General features: G+C 49.0%; 17 protein-coding genes and 2 tRNA genes. 1 reads left to right on the plus strand and 18 read right to left on the minus strand.

Translation table 11 applies throughout. The annotated features are described in order from the left end of the window. Positions 1 to 239: 239 nt before the first annotated feature. From OGW16_RS00380 to OGW16_RS00425, 10 genes are all read right to left on the minus strand, one after another. Positions 240 to 367, minus strand: a tRNA-Met gene (locus OGW16_RS00380). 159 nt (positions 368 to 526) lie between these two features. Continuing rightward, positions 527 to 602, minus strand: a tRNA-Ile gene (locus tag OGW16_RS00385). 122 nt (positions 603 to 724) lie between these two features. Next, complete coding sequence (locus OGW16_RS00390; RefSeq protein ID WP_286517518.1) at positions 725 to 1105, minus strand: hypothetical protein; 381 nt, start codon at positions 1103 to 1105, stop codon at positions 725 to 727. Beyond that, on the minus strand, positions 1098 to 1916 hold the full coding sequence (locus OGW16_RS00395; RefSeq protein WP_286517520.1) for a hypothetical protein: 819 nt from the start codon (positions 1914 to 1916) through the stop codon (positions 1098 to 1100). The genes OGW16_RS00390 and OGW16_RS00395 overlap by 8 nt, the downstream gene beginning before the upstream one ends. 136 nt (positions 1917 to 2052) lie before the next feature. Continuing rightward, on the minus strand, positions 2053 to 3348 hold the full coding sequence (locus tag OGW16_RS00400; RefSeq protein WP_286517521.1) for a hypothetical protein: 1296 nt from the start codon (positions 3346 to 3348) through the stop codon (positions 2053 to 2055). Between the two features lie 340 nt (positions 3349 to 3688). Beyond that, positions 3689 to 4399 carry a hypothetical protein gene (locus tag OGW16_RS00405; protein ID WP_286517522.1) on the minus strand — a complete coding sequence of 237 codons (711 nt, stop codon included), beginning with the start codon at positions 4397 to 4399 and terminating at the stop codon, positions 3689 to 3691. After that, positions 4381 to 4986, minus strand: coding sequence for a hypothetical protein (locus OGW16_RS00410; protein ID WP_276540644.1), 606 nt, complete (start codon positions 4984 to 4986; stop codon positions 4381 to 4383). Before OGW16_RS00410 ends, OGW16_RS00405 begins: the two co-directional genes overlap by 19 nt. Then, positions 4947 to 5492 carry a hypothetical protein gene (locus tag OGW16_RS00415; RefSeq protein ID WP_275377569.1) on the minus strand — a complete coding sequence of 182 codons (546 nt, stop codon included), beginning with the start codon at positions 5490 to 5492 and terminating at the stop codon, positions 4947 to 4949. The genes OGW16_RS00410 and OGW16_RS00415 overlap by 40 nt, the downstream gene beginning before the upstream one ends. A gap of 17 nt (positions 5493 to 5509) precedes the next feature. Then, positions 5510 to 5743, minus strand: coding sequence for a hypothetical protein (locus OGW16_RS00420; protein ID WP_286517524.1), 234 nt, complete (start codon positions 5741 to 5743; stop codon positions 5510 to 5512). A gap of 110 nt (positions 5744 to 5853) precedes the next feature. After that, positions 5854 to 6447, minus strand: coding sequence for a PDDEXK family nuclease (locus OGW16_RS00425; RefSeq protein WP_502872253.1), 594 nt, complete (start codon positions 6445 to 6447; stop codon positions 5854 to 5856). A gap of 189 nt (positions 6448 to 6636) precedes the next feature. Between OGW16_RS00425 and OGW16_RS00430 the strand changes: the two genes are divergently transcribed. Continuing rightward, on the plus strand, positions 6637 to 7977 hold the full coding sequence (locus OGW16_RS00430; RefSeq protein WP_286517525.1) for an SH3 domain-containing protein: 1341 nt from the start codon (positions 6637 to 6639) through the stop codon (positions 7975 to 7977). Positions 7978 to 8085: 108 nt separating this feature from the next. On the opposite strand, the gene OGW16_RS00435 is transcribed toward OGW16_RS00430, so the two are convergent. The 8 genes from OGW16_RS00435 to OGW16_RS00470 all read right to left on the minus strand — a co-directional run bounded on the left by OGW16_RS00435 (position 8086) and on the right by OGW16_RS00470 (position 17598). Beyond that, complete coding sequence (locus OGW16_RS00435) at positions 8086 to 8709, minus strand: HNH endonuclease signature motif containing protein (RefSeq protein ID WP_286517526.1); 624 nt, start codon at positions 8707 to 8709, stop codon at positions 8086 to 8088. Further along, on the minus strand, positions 8691 to 8918 hold the full coding sequence (locus OGW16_RS00440) for a hypothetical protein (RefSeq protein WP_071667216.1): 228 nt from the start codon (positions 8916 to 8918) through the stop codon (positions 8691 to 8693). The genes OGW16_RS00435 and OGW16_RS00440 overlap by 19 nt, the downstream gene beginning before the upstream one ends. Further along, a complete protein-coding gene (locus tag OGW16_RS00445; protein ID WP_286517527.1) occupies positions 8915 to 9448 on the minus strand; it encodes a hypothetical protein in 534 nt (177 codons plus the stop codon). Before OGW16_RS00445 ends, OGW16_RS00440 begins: the two co-directional genes overlap by 4 nt. Beyond that, entirely contained in the window at positions 9445 to 9699 is a 255-nt protein-coding gene (locus OGW16_RS00450) for a HigA family addiction module antitoxin (protein WP_181553293.1), read from the minus strand. The genes OGW16_RS00445 and OGW16_RS00450 overlap by 4 nt, the downstream gene beginning before the upstream one ends. Positions 9700 to 9742: 43 nt before the next feature. Beyond that, a complete protein-coding gene (locus OGW16_RS00455) occupies positions 9743 to 9910 on the minus strand; it encodes a hypothetical protein (RefSeq protein WP_175540298.1) in 168 nt (55 codons plus the stop codon). Between the two features lie 166 nt (positions 9911 to 10076). Then, complete coding sequence (locus OGW16_RS00460; RefSeq protein ID WP_185656558.1) at positions 10077 to 10337, minus strand: hypothetical protein; 261 nt, start codon at positions 10335 to 10337, stop codon at positions 10077 to 10079. Between the two features lie 16 nt (positions 10338 to 10353). Beyond that, positions 10354 to 10770, minus strand: a complete 417-nt coding sequence (locus OGW16_RS00465) for a peptide-binding protein (protein WP_185656559.1) — start codon at positions 10768 to 10770, stop codon at positions 10354 to 10356. Positions 10771 to 10809: 39 nt separating this feature from the next. After that, on the minus strand, positions 10810 to 17598 hold the full coding sequence (locus OGW16_RS00470; protein WP_286517528.1) for a helicase-like domain-containing protein: 6789 nt from the start codon (positions 17596 to 17598) through the stop codon (positions 10810 to 10812). Positions 17599 to 17604 lie beyond the last annotated feature (6 nt).

Consider the following 17604-nt stretch of genomic DNA (forward strand, 5'->3'; position numbering starts at 1 on the left):
TCGGTATCCATGGTAATTTTTGCGGGAAATGATATTTTTTTTTAGTACTTATCGCAGATCAATATTGGTAGAGGCCAACAGTGAAGTGATAGGAGTAATGTTGCTTCGCTACGGGAGCGCGGATATACATAAAACATACTTAGTACATCCATTGGCAATCCATTGTGTGTCTTATGTAATCCCATAAAAAAGCCCATCACAAAGGATGGGCAAAGACTACACACAGCAATTCAATGTCGTTGCAGCGCTGGGACTCGAACCCAGATAACGTCCGGCCGGACCGCATGAGATACCCCAGGTTATGATCCTTGGGTAGAGCTCAACTCCCCCTTCAGGGGGCGCTCTGTTCCAATTAAGCTACACCACAACTGGAAGCGCACTTCCAAGTAACAAACCTTCCCCAAAGTTAATAAAAAGGAGTGCGCTTTCATGTTGTGTGCCGGTTACGGTTCCGGCCAGGTCTCTTCCTCAACGGGGTGTTCTCCATACGGACTACCGTTTGTTGGTCGTTCCTTCGGTTATATTGTGGTGGCCCCTGCCGGATTTGAACCGGCGACCTATCGATTATGAGTCGACAGCTCTAACCACTGAGCTAAAGGGCCAAAAGTGCCGGAGCTTATCCCGGCGCGGCCACTCAGGCGATTGGTCTACCTGGCCGCTGGCGTCTTCTCATGGATGACAACTAACCCAACCAAACTTGCGTCACGTTTGCACCGTGAAAGCGCTACAAGGACTGCCGACCTTTTCGCGCCAGCGCTTCGACCATACCCAGACAAAGATCTGCACCAGGCCGGTACTCAGCGCTTAACCCCTCTTCAACAGACTTTTTAAGCTCTGCCAGAAGTTTATCCATACCATCAGCCTCAAATTGACGAATGGCTTTGGTAGTGGTGGTCGCATGGTTACAACCGCGCACTGCCAAAGACAGCCGTTCCTTAATAACCTCCGCACGATCTTCCTTGCCGTGCACAATATTCATCACAACTTCAAACAGGGCGAGTAATCCCGCCCCTTCTGCTGCGAGCTCATTACGCTGGCGACCGAGCTCATCAATACTTTTATGCACACGCGCCAGCGTATCTTCGATTTGGTTTTTACTAATCATTTCCTGCTCTGCGGGCTTCAACGATAGCAACCTTCTTAAGGGTGCTGAGGCGGTTTACTTCGCTTTTAGCCGGTTTATGCGGATAGTAAATAAAATTGTCTTTATGAATCCGCTCATCAAAGAAACGAATACGAAAACGCTCACCATCACGCCAGATAAGGCGCGGAACTAGGGTTTCGTCAGAGGCGTAATTCACATCGCCACGTTCAGTAAAAGAACAATACTCATCAGTGATTCGGCGGGAGCTTGTACCATCGCTTTCAAAGAGATGTACACGGCATTTATTGGTATCAGACAGGTAATGCGCATAGTGCTCAGCAAATTGTTCTTGGGTCGGACGATCCTGAAAGTGAACATAATACGCTTCCATATCTCCATAACGGTCGAATGGCTCAACGCTGATGCGCCATGGATAACCTTCCATCCAGTACTTGCTTTGCGACTTAATGAAGTTTTGAACCTTACGCAACGGGACTTCGATACCTGGAATACTGATTTCTTCAATGGATGGCATCGCGGCAATTTTCACCGGTTCTGATGATGCCTTAGCAACCGGAGTTGCTGGTGTATTAGTTGCGGGTAATTCAGGTGTTACTACGGCCGGTTCAGCTTCGATCGCTACAGCCGGTTGCTCTTCTGGTGCCGTTTGCGCGCCAGCCTTATTAACCATTGTCCAGAGCGTGAGGAACTGGAAGCCCTCTTCTGATGTGAGCGTTTTGTTCGTCATAATCGCGAACATATTCACTGCACGTTCCATTACGTCCAGGGTTGGAGCCTCAAGTTCTGGGGCATACATCTGCTGAGCCATCATGTGAATATCCTTCGGTTAATCTTTGTTTTATGCGACGTTGACTTTAACGCAACGAAAACCAACAGACAATACTAATTAATAGTATATTTTACAGAAGAATGCCTGCGTTTATTCAGCAGGCAATCACGTTATGGACTTACTGAAGTCCTTGTGGAGGGAAAGAGACGCTTAGTTTGCCGTTCTCTTTTTCCCATTCATCCACCAGCTTACGGCACACTTGATGCAACATGGCCGCAGATTTACTGCCGATCCCCTTAACCTTCGCCAGTTCTGGCTCGCTAAACATCAGAACATGTCGCAGATTCTGGAACGGGGTGTCATGGTTATGCAGCGCTTTCAAGACGGCGGCCGGGATGCCTTCAACATCTTCCAGGCTGACACTGTTAGCCCAATCAACACGCTTCAGTAAGTGTGGGTGAGTGGTGGCCATATCATCCCTGTACATCTCCTGAATGTCTTCGTACATGCCTTCTGGCCATACGTCAGCCACCAGCGGATCAATTCGATATTCCGGGCGCAGCCATTCGTTTAGATGCACTGTCGCGCCAATACCAAGCGTGCAGAGTATGTGATAGGTAAAATCCAACGTGTTCACATAGCGCGGATAGTCGTCAGGGTCCTGGTGAATCAGACTGCCACGGAAGAAACGATGCATAGTGAAGCGGATCGGCTGGCCATCAGCTTTTTTAGTGTCATAGCAATATTCCGCTGCCTTGCCGTTAGCTCTCTGCATTCTCCGCTGCAGCTCTTCGATTTCATTACGTGCAGATTCAAGGCCAGCCATTAGTACCGAGTTGTTTTTGGACAGCTCTGAATTGGTAATGCGCTGCTGGTTCAGTTTCTGGCTCGTACTTTTCAGCGTCTCTCGTGTCTCTCGAAGCTCTTTTTTAGCTTCGGCATTTTTCTTTTTGAGCTTATCCGGTTCCATAATTTCGAGCTCTCTGAGACGGCTCGAAATACGCTTTTCACGCAGGGCATAAGTTTCAACCTGCGACCGTAGCTCTGTAATTTTATTTTTCAGAAGTTCGTCAGCATGCTCCAGTTGCTGAATCCGAACGACATGATTCTCTACAGCCGTGTCTACTGCTTCCTGAATTTCCTTATCGAGATTTTCGGCACGTCCTGCGAGGATCTCGTTTTGCTCACGCAATGCGTCGTTATCCAACTGCAGCAGCTTTTGTGCCTCAAGACGCGATTGGGCAAGCTCAAGCGCTTCGTTGTATTGGTCAATGTCGTCACCGGCTGCGTCGGCAATTTCCTGAGCCAGCATACGAAGGCTGTCGATACAATTCTGGATGTAACGGGTAGACATATCGTCGCCCTTTACGCGCTTAATGGCGTAATCGAGCTGGACAATGCTACTTGTGAAGCCCTCATTGATCAGATCAATCAGGTTAGGCGCTTCCTCTTTGATATCGGTATTTACAGACATGGCAATTCCTCGTTAAGACAAGCTTTCGGCTTCTTTAACTGTCATTCGGCCCAGATGAGACGCTGATAGGAGCGGTGTATTAGGGGGAAAGTTCTCTTGCTGGGCAGCGACAGCTATCTCCATGGGTGTTAACCAGCGTTTCTTTCTTTTGCTCTGGTAGATGATGGATTGGAACCCTTGATCTGTGTAAAAACAGAGGGACCAAAAGTGATAGCGACGTTGAAAAAATTGAAACATGCTAAACCCTACAGACCATACTAATTGATTTGTGATGATAACGAAAAATTAGTATGGTTTGTAATGTTATTTGCCTATTTTTATAGATTTATGCCCGGGTTATTTATGATGAAGGGGAGGAATAGTGCAGAAATGGTGGTAACCAGGACTCACCGCAATCGTACGGCCGAGGCTGGCCGTGGAAAACAACCACACTCGCGGTCGCCGGAAGAGAGCCGTTGCCACGAGAATAACGCTCGGTAGCCCACTTACTCTCACCAAATTTAGCAATATCTGCTTTGTAGCTTACAAACAGTTCAGGGTAGAGATCCTGCCAACGTCGGCAATCACCAATAACACCCCGGATAAAACCCTGATCCCCCCATTTAGACGTCACTGTACACTCTGCAACATGACGAGCGGAGTCATTCCAGAACGTATTCCAGAGCCTCGCTTTTACGTTGTTAGGGATATACATGACAGAACTCATCAGGTATTCGGGGTGATAGAAATCAGTGAGCATCACCATGGTGTTGCCGGTAGTCTTCAGCAGTTTGCTAATATTGCCGACGATGACTGTATCGAGGTCAAAATAGAGCAGATCGTCAGTAATATCAGGACGGAAGAGATCTATCTTCGCCCACCAGCCGTGCATACCCCGATAAGAGTTACTCAGTGGGACACACTCCACGCGGTCCATAACAAACGGAGTATCGGTGAAACAGATAATTTTGTAGCCGGTCGGCAGCTGCGCTACCAGAGTTTTAACGTGATCGACGGTATAGTCACCACCGGAACGCAGCACCAGGGCTATCGTTAAGCGTTTTTTAGCCATTGTTTTAAGCTCATTTGTGGGATGGAATTCAGTTTCCCGCACGAGACAACGTTTATCTGCGGGAGAGCGGAGCGGAACAGTAACGGGAGATGAGATAAGTTATTCGGAATCCCTCCACTATGTACCCGCGGTTCCTGTGTGGCATCAACGCCAACAAGAGCGACGTTTTTAAACCCCAAGTGATACGCCAGACCGAGCGCCCCCCAGGCTGAGTTGCCGTTGTGGATCTTGGTCTCATCCTCAGAGAGGGTTTTCTTGGCTGACCACCGCCATAACCACCATTCGGGGCTGCCTTTAATACGCGGCTCAAGTCCCTGCTCCCCTACCCGCTCAAACGAATGAACGTGGTTGGTTACCGGCGCACCAGCTGAGCAATAGTGCACGTTACGACGTCGAATGCGCAGTCGACGTATGTTGTCGCGTGATGGGTCTAACGTGAAGAAATACGAGGCACGTGACAGCCAATCAATAGCGCCATTAACCGCTATAATTGGTACGCCGCGTGGTGGAACAAAACCAGCCGCTGAAGGGCCGGAAGCCACGATGATCACCCGATCACCGCCTCGAGGCTTTTTATAGGAAAGCATGTAAGTTCAGTTCTCCGGGAACAGTTGATTATGTCGATATGCGATAGCTCTTCCCGCACACCGGCGAATTCGCGGTGCCACTTCTTAACACTGAGTTGAGATGGATTACGTAAATTGCCGGTATGGCGCCCGTGAAAATGGACACCCCGGCGTATAGAGCAGTCATATCCGATCAGGTAGATATGTTTTGCTCCAAGACTGGCGGCAAACTGAATGGCCATTGAACCAGAATTGAATTCAACCTCTGGCGCGCCAAAGCGCTGGTATTCGATACCGTAGAGAACGCTTGCCGACCGGGAAGCAGTGCAGCGCCTGATATTCTCAGGAACGATTTTTCCATAACGACGCCACCAGTCTTCATCCCCAGCAAACAATGCATACGGCTGTCTGAACATGCTGTATGCGTTGTTAACTGCAACAACTGGGTATCCCCGTTCTTCTATTCGTTCACAATCCACTTTTTTCAACGATGGTCCTGAAGCGACACAAAAAACTTCATTAAACAACGTGAGCTCCGTGAAGATCAGGAGGATTGTTTTTCACCACCAGCATCGATGGAGATATTCGCTGCAGAGATCTCAACATGCGTCGGGGTCCTGATTTGTACCGGCTTGTCAGACACCACACTTACGCGGCCATCGCCGAAAATGGTGATGCTACTGCCGTTTGCTTCCACGTGAAGAGCTTCACGCTCAGGCACGCGAACTGTGATTACTTCAATCTCTTCCGGGATATTGAGAACAGGATCTTGAGTCATTAGAACCTCATTAGCAGTGATAGCGGTGCGGATTACAGCCGCACCGGTTGGATTAATGAGGGAATTAAAGCATAAGTTAACTCATAAAAATACTAAACATGAGCTTAGTTTTAGTCTGTCGAAATTGACTGCCCCGGCTCCAGCAACCAGTACCTCAACGTCATCTTCACCATCATTTCCCAGCCAACAACGATCTCATAGCAATACCCCTGCTCTCTCAATCGCTGTTGCCACTCCAGTTGTTCTGGTGTTGGTCGCCCTTTGCCAAACTTCAACTCAAGACGAAGGCCATGATATACACCGCGGGCGGCATCAAGCGTGGCGTCAGGATAGCCTTTCTTCTGGCCCTCGGCCTTCATGTCAAAACCTACCTTATCCGAACGCGCACCACCATTAGGCGTAGCGTGCAAAAGTTCGTAAATTTCGCGATGCTTCCGATGCATAAAATCGAAGTAACGCACCTGGTCCCAGTGCTCATAGTTGCCCTTGAGTAGCTCGGGCTTGTTCGCCAGCTGCGTCAGCGCTTTTGCATGAACTGACGGAGCAAGATCTTGCTCTAACCGGGCAATCACTGAAGCCATCTTACCCTTTGGTACACTGGTAATATCGGGTATACCGTCAGAACGCTTTTTCCCTAGCTTCTTCAGGCGGCCATTCTTATCCCGACCGGTGGACTCCAGCCAGCGCTCATCAAATCGAAGCACAACTTTTCTCCAGTATGTGAATATTTCTAATAATATTACTTGCTGCATACATATAATACTAAATAATCAGTAAGTAGAGTACATAGGCAAGATCATAACTTGACAATTACTATGTAAATCTATTGCCATAACCACATGAAATTTATAAGTTAATGGTATCGTGCCTATATGTTTACCCGGGATATAACAATGAAAAAACAGCCAACCGACATAAAAAATGAAGAAAACGAAAGTGCAGATGTTACAGATAACCAGGATGAACGACGCATTAGTGATGAATTACGTAAACAGTTGGAAGCATCCGATCCCCAAGGGGCATTGAGTAAAACACGTGGAGAATACCATCGACAAAATAGCTTGAGCGCAATAGTACGCAAACACTCAGAAGAGTTACACAAAACCCAAACTGAGAAATACGAGCACATGCGCAAAGAGCTCATTGAAATGCAGAAACAAGGAAGCTTTGGCGCACTGTATAGACAAATTGAGAATATCCAAAAACAAACAGGACTTGGCGGTTCATTGCATAAACAAATGGAAGAGATCCAAAGAAAAGCTGGTTTTGGTGGACTACTGGAAGGTATTTACAAGCAAGCTGGTTTTGGTGGGCTACTGGAAGGTATTCACAAGCAGGCTAGTTTTAGTGGTTTATTCCATAAACAAATAGATGAAATTAGTAAACAAACTAGTCCAGCTTGGTATCTAAGCAACCAAACCAAGAAGATTCTTGAACAAAATAGTTTGGGCAACTTGGTTCGAAAGCAGCTTACTGATATGCAAAAACAATTAATTTTCGGTAGCCAATTGCGAGATAGATTTGACGTAGAAAAGAAATTATCAGGCTTATATAGTGCCGGTTCACTGCTGAAGGATATACAAAAACAGGCTGGTCTTTTTGACTCAGTTAATTCTTTAAAACAATTTGAAAATATTTTTAATGCTTACATTAAGGAGAATAACCCTTCCCTGTCTTACATTATGGAGCTAGGGATATCTTCAGTAGCTAAAGCTTACAACGAAGGTGTTTTAGAGACCAATGATGAAGCAGTAACAAAATCAGACACTAGTTCAGTCTCCACCGAAAATAACGATTACGCAAAGTTTCTCAATTTATTTAAAGCACTCCCACAACCTATTCAATTCATTATCTATACAATACTTTCTCAGATTTTTTTAGGCGCTTTCATTGATTACGGAAAAGCTAAAGTTTTAGTTGAAATATACAGAGCTGAAACATATATTCAATCCATTTTTGAAAACAAACCAGTCACCAGAACAAATATATTGAAAGAAAACAAAAATATAGATTGGAACTCACTGAATGATTTTAGAATTATTACGGGTGAGAATATCCGCCTACGTGAAAAGCCCTCCATGAAAAGTGGGGTAATTGAAACCATTGGCAAAAATACAGTTGTTGCCATTTTGGACAAAAGCGGTAGGCAGTGGCTGTATGTTCAGGTGCAATCAGGTGATGAGCTTATAACGGGCTGGATTACTCGTACTTATACCAAACCAATTAAAGGATGAAAATTGCTTTAATTAGAATATAATCCCCATATCTAAATATGGGGATTATTCATATCGTCAACACTCAATGACTCATTTTTAGCCACTAAATGTTGCATAACTGCAATCTTACTCCTGAGTGCGGCCATCACTGTCAGACAGCGGGTTTTCACTCAACTCTTTGGATTTCATGATCAACGTCACTACTGCTCGAGCAGTTGGCTTCAATTCTACGGGAATACCTCCAAATCGTTTGTTAAGTACGGCTAACTCGCCGCGGCTTATTAGCTGCAGGTTCTCTGGCTCACAATTTAATGGATCGTTATCTTTGAAAGTAACGCAATGACCAGCTGCCAGTTTGCCGTTATGCTTTTCCCAGACAACACGCTGTTTCAGTTGCCATTTATTGGGCTCGGCCACTTTGATTTCTATGTACCCATCGCGATTGATTCGCTCAGCACCTACTGGACGGCTGTTAATCGCCGTTTGCCCCTTCTTAAAAGAGCCAGAGTTTGCTTTCATTACTCCTTTAGTTCCAGCGTTGGCCGGTACATGCCCTTTCTGAAATTGACCGGTTCTACCCGTTTTCAACCCCAACCTTTTGCGGAATGTATGCAGTTCTTTCGGGGTTCTGGCAGTACCAAAACGATTGTTGAACGCTATGGCCAGATTGCCCGCCGGTAGCATGTAATTAACCTTCATCCATGCGCACATCGCTGGTGTATGGACAAACTTCATTTCGATTCCAGCCATTTTTGAACATTTTTAACTCGACCTTCTCCGAGCGCTTTCTGTACCTCAAGAGCAAGTTTGCCGTTCTGAATGATCTGAGTTGCCACACTGGTTATTGCCTTCGTGCGATTCAGCTCCAGCTGGAGTTTCTCTTCTTTCAAATCCTCTTCGCCTAAGCGCTCAATTTGGGCAAAAAGATGATTATTAAGGTCCTCAAGTGAGTTCTTCATGGCTTTACTCCGCTCAACATAGTGGCACGGCAAACATCCCATATCTCCTGCGCACCGACATCACCAACCTCATAGCCGTCGCATAAGTCGATAATTTCATCACGTAAGGTTTCAGGGACCAGCTCTGGCATGTGCGCCTCCAGTTCAGCTATGCGTGTTTTCGCCTCGGTATATGCTTCACACATAACGTCAAACAGGAGTCCATCCTCTAAACAGGCCTTCAGCTCAGGCTTGTACCCTACGCAACCATCGTTTGGATCTTGTATGTTATGAATGTAGGTATCCAGCGCCCCCAAATGACGACCAAAGCCACCTCGATCATCCACCAACACTTGCCAGGCGCGTAACAGGAATAGCTTTTCCTCCCGTGACAGCTCTGTATCTGCCAGCGCATCTGCGATACCTGGCACGGTATTGGTACACCAGCGATCCTCGACTCGCTGAGCCGCGGAATACAGCTTCCAGAAATATTTCATTTCCTCTGCATCCGGGCGCGCCTGGCGGATCTGAATTACTTTTCCGTTACTCATTCATCTTTCCCCTGCTCCTTGCTTAGGAGCGCAATGTCGTAGATGTTCTGTTGAGCCAGCAACCACAGTGGCTCCAGACCACAGAACGGCCCCAACTTCAGAGCCACATCGGCAGTTAATGACTGTTTTTTGTTAATCAGTCGTGAGATGGTCGCAATATTCACACCTATTTCCCGGGCCGCTGCGGCGCTGGAAATGTTGCGTTGTTCAATGACCTTTTTCAGGATTTCCCCAGGGTGCAAATTCGACATATTTTTCTCGTTAAAAAAGCGCCACGAGGGCGCTTAATTGTGCTCAGCTGCTGCTGGCCATCTCGAAAATGGCATTCAAAAAATAGGCAGTGGTGAAAACAACAGGGAAGAGATAGGCCACGGTTTTCGCCATAGTGCCTACAGAGTCTTGAGCGGGTTTATTGGCGCGCTGCGCCTGCGGTTGGGTAACTCGACCAACATAATCGATCATGGTATATTCCTTTTGTTGGCTCAGGGGTCTGGTTTGGCGACTTCGCCCCCTGAGCGACAGAGAGGCTCGCGTATGCGGGCCTTTTTTTATGGAGCTTTTGGCTCCCCGTTATTACGCATTGCGTAACACGTAAGGAATATACCCTGGGAAAAACTTACAGACAATACTAATTTTTTGCTTCTTTATACTCATCTGACATGAGGTACTCAGCAGCCTTAGCTATTGCCACCTTCCATTCATCAACCCCGAGGTCGCGTATACGCTCGATTGGCTCATTCGTGGCAGGGTTGCGGAGGTATGTCCAACGCTCCCCTTTTTTAAGGGTGAAGATGCGCCACACCGGATGGTGTTCAACAAATTCACATCCATGTAACTCAGCCTCAGCTTGCAGCCGTCGCAGGTTCATAAAAAGCGGGGTGTAAGTCATCCATCCTCCTTACCGATTATGATCTGTCTGATTCCTGTTCAAGATCATACGAGTAATATTCATACGCTTCATCATCGGTCACCGGCAGCTGGTGGTATGCAGAATAAAACAGACCATCTTCCAGACGCATATTCTGATAAAGCGATGCGGCTACAACGGTTAACGAATCCTCGTCATAACAATATGTGCTGAGAACATCTTCATCGACTTCGCCGGTGGCGTCATACAGATCATTCTCAATCAGCAGCGATTTAATAGCTGGCCAATAAGGTCCATAGCTGCGGTAGTAGTCATGACGGTCATCGATGCACTTGGCGATCCCTTTCAAATAGTCGCTAACAAATTGCGACTCAGTTCTACCTGCTAACGCGCCATCACGGATAGCTGAAAGATAGTCGGTGGTAGGTTTTTGAGTTTGGTCTAATGAAGCCATAATTTTATTGCCGGTTTTACCCGGCAATCTCCTTTCAGATTAGTATTTTGCCACAACTTCGAGAATTTCGGCCTGACCATATTTGATAGGGATAAGCCACCAGCTACCAGCAAACTCTTCGCCAGCATCCCTCCCGTTATAATAACGAGCCCCAAAATCAGCCTTTAGTGCCTCTTTAGCGCGGAAGAGAGCCCCTTCCTTCCCTCTCGGGTCCTGCAATCCGTAACAACCACCAGGGGCAAAATTCAGACCATACTTACCGCGAAGTCGGGTAGTGTTAACCTGGATACGGAGGCCAAGTTCGTCCGCTTCGTTCTCAGTATTCCGTTTTTCCTCTTTGCGGGCATCCTCGCGCTTCTGGTATTCCTCGGTAGAAACGCCCAGGCGCTTAGCCTGATAGGTATCGCTAACCCGTTTTTTATCCTCTTCAGACATGTTGTAGTACAGCTTGTCGGCATCCCGGACCAGCTGACGGGCATCGTCTTCATGCACCAGCAACTCAGCTGTAACTTTAGACGGATCAAGCAACCCAATAATGACCATGGCCGCACACGCTTCAACAACCCGGAAGTAATCCTGGCCGTTACCGCCGTATGTGTTCAGGAACGAGCCAGAGCCGTCCAGTACACTTTGTATTTCACGGTCACCAGGCGCATAACCACTCTTAATCGCTCGGCTAAATTCCTCATAACGTTCCTGGGCAACACTCGCCACGCCAGTAATCAGCTCTTGCTGTGCCTGCTTCCTTAACCGTGGTTTCTCGGCCTCCAGAGCACTAATAAAGTCCTGCTTATTAGTGTAGATTGCCGGGACCTCATTGCTCAGCCACGCCAGCCTGTCCAGCTCAACAGAACGAACAAGACCGCTACGGATGTATTCATTGACGGAGATGTTAAAATCACGCGAACTACTCCAAAGAGAGAAGCTGGCGACTTTTTTCGCCACAAGCGCGGCGATTTCATCGGCGCTGGCCACCTCACCAAAACCAGCCATGACAGTCTTGTAATTCTCGCCGTACAACGCCAGCAAAAATCCCTGACATGAATTAGTAAACCGGGCTTGTTGACGTTCCTGAATGGCAATAGCCCGTTTGAGCTGCTCGTCGCTGCGGTCCGGGTAAACCAGCTTATGGCCATTCTGCTGGTACCATGCAATCGACTTGGTATCGGAAGAGCCATATCCGTAACCAGCGCTGCGTATATTGAGCGTTTGTTGGGTGTATTCCCCGCCATCATAGGCAACAGAATAATTATCGGTAAGCACCAGCTGACCAGTCTTAAGGAAGGTATAGAACTGATCTTTACTCAGCAATTCTGCAGCCTTGCGAAGGCTCAGGCCTCCCTGCAGCTCACTTAGCAACTCAAGTTCGCTTTTAGTCACATCACATGGATCACCCAGCAGCTGAACCGGCACATTCTTGGCATCAGGCGCACTGCTTGTGCCGTTCGCCGAAAAAATACCGCGAAGATTGGCCGTACGCGCGTCAAAGTCCAACCCGACGATCTTAGCGTAGGAAATAGAATCGTATTTCCCACCCCTCGTAGCCGTGTTGAAATGAAAATACTGGCCGACCTTATAGGTTTTTCCTTCAACCAGCAGAATCTCTTTGCCGTGGTCAATCACATCAGGATCAACTTTGAGCAATCCCTCTTTGATAGCCTTCAGGACAACCGGGCGCAGCTGCTTAATGTTCTGCTCGGCTTTAGCCAGGCGGGAGATCTTGCGCTGCTGTTTCATCAATGCAGAACGAGCCGACACATCCGCTTTACTGGCGTCGTTGAGTTGCTCGCGTCTGGTACGCAGCTCACGCTCGATTGCACGTGGGCGCCAGCTGTCATTGCTTTTTGATGTGCCAGCGGCTTCCCTTTCTTTAATCGCCTCGCGCTCAGATAAAAGCTCTTCGATTTCGTTACGGACCGATTCGAGATGTTTTGATGTCCGCTCTACCTCTCCCTCCAGGTAGGCGATCCTTTGCTGCTCTTTTTCTAAATCAGAGCCACTGGCATGCTGAGCTTTGATGTAGTTTTGCAGGTCAAGGTTCGCACGCTTAGTAGCGCGTTCCAGAACTGCAGCTTTAGCCTTAGCAACCTGTTCCGCAATACGACGCTCACGCTCTTCCGGGTTGGCCGCCAGTAGCAGCTGCATTTCAACCATGTTTCCGGCATCGGCGTTTTCCATCTCTGCTTTGTCAGAAGTGAGGATCTCGCGAATCCAGTCCTTTTTACGCTTCAGCGTCTGCAGGCGGAATTCATCGAACGATCCACGGCCACAGTAGTAGTGAACCTTAACGGAATCCTGAGTAGAGCCCACGCGCGCGCCGCGGCCGTTACGCTGGTCGATAGATGCCGGTGTCCAGGGCAAAGTAAGGTGGTGAATATCGGTTGTACCGATATGAAGGTTAATCCCGACCTCAGCCTTTTTATTACAGATCAGGATGCGTGACCGGCCTTCATTGTAGTCGGCCGCGATTTGCTCCAACCCACCAAGGCTAACCTCGTTGATAGCAGCAACATACTCATCGTACGCGGCTTTCTGCTCGTAATAGGCTTTAACCTGCTCTTCGGTAGGTTCGTCCGGGAGGTCCTTCGGCTGTTTTACTTTTTTCGGCTTGCGGCCTTTCTTACCAGCCTCTGCAACCGTAGTGGCGTTCAGGATACCAACGGCACTGTCATCAAGCCCCAGATGCGAGCATATGATGCGTTTGAGCTTACCGTGCTGGCTTTTTTCATCGGTGAAGATGATCTGTTTGCCTTTTTTCAGCCCCTCTTTCAGCCCCTCGATCAGCGCACTATATTTCGGGGTGAGCGGGTGCGAGACCTCTTTGGGATCAATGTCGAACGTTGAGAGACGTTTTATTACCTCCTGCTCGTACATCTCCGGGACCACCAACGTGCAGGTATTACCATCAACATCGACGGTAAAACGGCCCTCAGCATCGTAGTCCTCGTCGCTTTCTTCCTTCGCTCCCAGCGAATCAGGAAGGTCGGCCACCAGCTGCTGTACCTTGTCCACGTCTGCGGCAGGCAGCAAGAAAGTGATCTGATGCCGATACAGGTCCATGTCAGTACAAACACGGTCCATATCACGAATAATGCCGAAAATGGTGTCCTTCTCTTCGTCGGCATCTTCCGGTTCAGAGTCGAAATCCCCCATTTTGTCATTCTGTGAGAGCTTCTCGGCGCGCTGGCGCAGGTTCTCGTATTCAATCTCCTGCTCTTCCGACATCGGCGCTTCGACCGTACGTTCGTCGAGTTCCGGAATTTTGACCTGTTCGGAAACATCCTGCGCCGTTTTCAGTGATACCCAGCGATGGAAGATACCGCGCAGCCCTGGGAGGTTTCGGAAGCCAACCAGGCCCAGCTTACTTTCAACCTGACCAGACAGTTTCTGGACAAGACACATCTCTTTCTTGCCGAAAACTTTAACGAAATCATCAGGAGTGTAGATCCCCATGCGCTGCCAGTCGGACATACTCAGGCAGTGGGAGAGCATATTGAACGCATCGATCGGCGAGTTGACCACCGGCGTGGCGGTCAGCAACACCGGCCCACGGCCATTGTTCTTAGCCATCAAGTAGGCGTTTTTGACCGCCATATCGCGCGCAGACTGGGAAACTGATGGAACTGGCAGGTAAGCCAGCTGAGAGGCCTCACGACCGGCGCTATAGCTGTTACGGTAGTTATGCCCTTCATCGACGATCACGCTATCAAACTGCATATCTTCGAAATAAGGGAAGTCGTGTTGTTTCTCGGTACCGGTATCGGAGTGCTCGGACAACAGGCGGTTTTTCTTCTGCTGTTCTTTGTAGGTCTCGGCAAGGATTTTCACTCGGCCTGCTTCAGCCTGAGCAAACAGAACATCGTGAGCATGGTCGCGAATGGTTTCTTCGCGCATTGGTATAGCGGCGTATTGCTCTTTCGTCATGACCACAATCGGGTAGTTCGATTGAGGGATCATGTTCATGCGGGCTTTAATGGTAGCGCTGTCTGAGATCTTCAGCGCATCACGCATTACCGGTATGCCGTTATCATCAAACTTAGGTTCGCCGTTCTCACCGCGTACCTGCACCTGACGAATACCACCGGCATCGTCCGGGATAGTCTCCAGGCCAACAAAGAGGATCTTGTTGAACATCTCTTCGCTGTAGAACGACTTGGCCTCGTAGTACCAGTTCTCATACACCGCCTTGGGCACAACATAAGCCTGTCGCGTGCTGCGGCCGTTCTCGATGTTATACAAACCGAGCGCCAGCGCGGTCGTCGTTTTCCCTAAGCCGGTACCAAAGCCCATGATGCCGCGGCCATCTTCTGACAGGCGGCGAATTTCCTGGTTTTGATAGCCAAATGGAGCCCGACGGCCACTGATACCCTTAAGGCCCAGGGGCGAATCAGATTGTTCGAAGGGGATGAATGAGTTAAAAGCGGCGTTGTACTGATCCACCAGCTTATCAATCTCATCATGCTGACGAATCCAGTCATTGAAACGGCTTTCGAGGTCCTCAATGCGCGAACGATACGCCTCGGTGTTAACGCCAGTTGCTCGGCCACCATTGAGGTATTTCTCCAGCTGCGCGGCAAAAGGATCGCTACTGGTCCTGCGGGCATAGGTCGGCACATTTTCGCCGGTATCTTTATCCTTCTTCAGGACCGTACCGTAACGATATCCGGCAAACACGCCATTGTTACCGCGGTACCCAAGCTCAGAGACTAAAGCGCCGTTTTCAACCTTAATTGAATCGACATACGTCAGCTCGTCGTAACCATTTTCACGTAAAAACTCCAGCACCAGGCTACGATCAAACCAGCGCGCATCGAGGGTAAACGCGATGTCGTCAACACCGGTCCATTTGCGCTTCGACTTAATCTCTTCCAGCTGGCGCAGATAGTTATTTTTCTGCGGACCTTCTTTGATAATAGCCAGCACACCCTGAATCTGCCCGGTGATCAGACCAATATCGCCGCTGGTAGCTCGGTCCATAGGCATAAGGTCACCGGTCGGCGTTATCGCTATGCCGTCAGTGTTGGCCAGCAGATCAAGCAATTCCTCATCGCTTTCAGGAAGTTCTGCGGTCGACGTCGCGCGGAACTCCGCCAGGGTGATAGGAATGAGGTCGATCTGGTTAAACAGGCTGCGAACTACCTGCTCATGATTGGTTGTGTCGTATTCACCTGAGATCTGCGCCTCGATGCTGCCTTGCAATAAGTCAGAGAGCTCGCCGGTGCTGGTAATCGCCGCACGATATTTCAGCCAGTCCCCGCTATTGTTGCCGGAGATCTTGCTTATCTTGCCGGTGTTCGGATCACCAAAGCGCTTGTATTCCTCATCCACCAGCTGCGCGGCGCTGGTGCGAAGGCTGTCTATATAGTCACCCGGCATTTTGTTGGCGATAGCGTCCTGCAGCACGCCAATCTGCGCGCCAATGAGTGCGCCTCGGAAAAGCCGTTCCTGTAGATCGCCGCGCTGCGTCAGCGCATAGGAGTAGGCTTTTCGCGTTGACTCGCTCATGCTTTCCCAGTAGTTACCGGCCAACGCCTGGACCTGCTTCCAGTCACGAGCCAGCAATGCGCTGGGGTTATCCAGTACAACCTTAATTTCATCGAGAGAAGAAACGCCGTAAATTGCCGGGTCGACTTTGAGTGTGCTGGTGGGCATGCTGATAACCCACTGCCCGTTGATAAACTCGTACCACTGGCCATTCATCAGGCGCTTATCACCTTCTTTGGCGCTCTGATTGACCGGCTCCGGCACGCTGAGTAAATCCCAGTTGATACGACTATCGAAGCGGCGGGCTAACTTCTCTTTAAGGGCGCTCGGGGTGATCTGATCGTTTTTAATGACGATGCGGCCCTGGAAGCCGGTACTGACCTCACCATAAACGAAACGCTTTCCGTCATGCTCAAACCATTTGCCAGTGATGAACTCTGGCCACAGCACATTTGCTTCGACCAATAGATCTTCTTTAGCCTGGAGGATCATGTTGGAAAGAGATTCGGGATGTTTACGCAATACCCAAACGTCGACCGCCGTCGGCGTGCCATTTTCTTTGAATGTCCCAGAAGGTAGGCGATGAGCACCGAGGAACTCCGCTTTACGTGACACTTGTTCTCGGAGCTTTTTCATCCGGGTCCCGCTGGTCATGCCATATGGAACGATGATGCACGCCAGGCCTCCGGGCTTAATTTTGTCGAGCAAACGGAGAATGAAGTAACGGCCAATGTCTTTCTCTTTGGCGTAAGCTTTATCGAGATTCATCGTATCGCCACGAGTCGAACCAAACGGCACGTTGCCAACGCAGTGATCGAAAATGGCATCGTCGGTACCGCTGGCCAGCTTTTCGAACGGCATCACATGAACGGCGTCTTCCGGATGTAAAAGCTGGTTGATACGCCCGGATATCGGGCTAATTTCGGTTGCCGTCATGACGGTACCGCGCGGCTTTGTTTCATTAAAAACACCGGCGCCAGAGGATGGCTCCAGGGTATTCCCCGCATCAGCCCCGTAGAGCTTCATGATTTCCCAAATGCCCTCCGCAACGAATTGAGGGGTGTAATATTCATCAGTTGAACCGCCGATCCCGCCTTCGCCGGTGTAGCGGGCCAGCGTCTGCCGTTGTTCCGGCGTAAGCTCAGCGCCATCAGGCAGAGAATTCAGCAGCTCGATAGCTTTCCGATTCGCTTCCTTGCGCTCGCGGTCGACAGATACACCATCTTTTTTCGTGATCCCGTAGATAACCGGCTCACGGGTTAAACCCAGCGATCTGATAAGCCTTATGATTTCTTCGACTGTTCGAAATGAGTCGAGAATTTCCGCGTATTTGCCATCCGGCATCGTCAC

It is taken from the genome of Citrobacter sp. Ce104 (assembly GCF_030334595.1).
Classification (GTDB): domain Bacteria; phylum Pseudomonadota; class Gammaproteobacteria; order Enterobacterales; family Enterobacteriaceae; genus Citrobacter; species Citrobacter europaeus.

What these genes read in the sequence shown, in the direction of transcription:
- OGW16_RS00420 (WP_286517524.1), bottom strand. Translation starts at nt 5,743, where the DNA reads ATGACTCAAGATCCTGTTCTCAATATCCCGGAAGAGATTGAAGTAATC.
- OGW16_RS00400 (WP_286517521.1), bottom strand. Translation starts at nt 3,348, where the DNA reads ATGTCTGTAAATACCGATATCAAAGAGGAAGCGCCTAACCTGATTGAT.
- OGW16_RS00430 (WP_286517525.1), top strand. Translation starts at nt 6,637, where the DNA reads ATGAAAAAACAGCCAACCGACATAAAAAATGAAGAAAACGAAAGTGCA.
- OGW16_RS00465 (WP_185656559.1), bottom strand. Translation starts at nt 10,770, where the DNA reads ATGGCTTCATTAGACCAAACTCAAAAACCTACCACCGACTATCTTTCA.
- OGW16_RS00395 (WP_286517520.1), bottom strand. Translation starts at nt 1,916, where the DNA reads ATGATGGCTCAGCAGATGTATGCCCCAGAACTTGAGGCTCCAACCCTG.
- OGW16_RS00410 (WP_276540644.1), bottom strand. Translation starts at nt 4,986, where the DNA reads ATGCTTTCCTATAAAAAGCCTCGAGGCGGTGATCGGGTGATCATCGTG.
- OGW16_RS00390 (WP_286517518.1), bottom strand. Translation starts at nt 1,105, where the DNA reads ATGATTAGTAAAAACCAAATCGAAGATACGCTGGCGCGTGTGCATAAA.
- OGW16_RS00405 (WP_286517522.1), bottom strand. Translation starts at nt 4,399, where the DNA reads ATGGCTAAAAAACGCTTAACGATAGCCCTGGTGCTGCGTTCCGGTGGT.
- OGW16_RS00470 (WP_286517528.1), bottom strand. Translation starts at nt 17,598, where the DNA reads ATGCCGGATGGCAAATACGCGGAAATTCTCGACTCATTTCGAACAGTC.
- OGW16_RS00455 (WP_175540298.1), bottom strand. Translation starts at nt 9,910, where the DNA reads ATGATCGATTATGTTGGTCGAGTTACCCAACCGCAGGCGCAGCGCGCC.
- OGW16_RS00435 (WP_286517526.1), bottom strand. Translation starts at nt 8,709, where the DNA reads ATGGCTGGAATCGAAATGAAGTTTGTCCATACACCAGCGATGTGCGCA.
- OGW16_RS00460 (WP_185656558.1), bottom strand. Translation starts at nt 10,337, where the DNA reads ATGACTTACACCCCGCTTTTTATGAACCTGCGACGGCTGCAAGCTGAG.
- OGW16_RS00440 (WP_071667216.1), bottom strand. Translation starts at nt 8,918, where the DNA reads ATGAAGAACTCACTTGAGGACCTTAATAATCATCTTTTTGCCCAAATT.
- OGW16_RS00450 (WP_181553293.1), bottom strand. Translation starts at nt 9,699, where the DNA reads ATGTCGAATTTGCACCCTGGGGAAATCCTGAAAAAGGTCATTGAACAA.
- OGW16_RS00445 (WP_286517527.1), bottom strand. Translation starts at nt 9,448, where the DNA reads ATGAGTAACGGAAAAGTAATTCAGATCCGCCAGGCGCGCCCGGATGCA.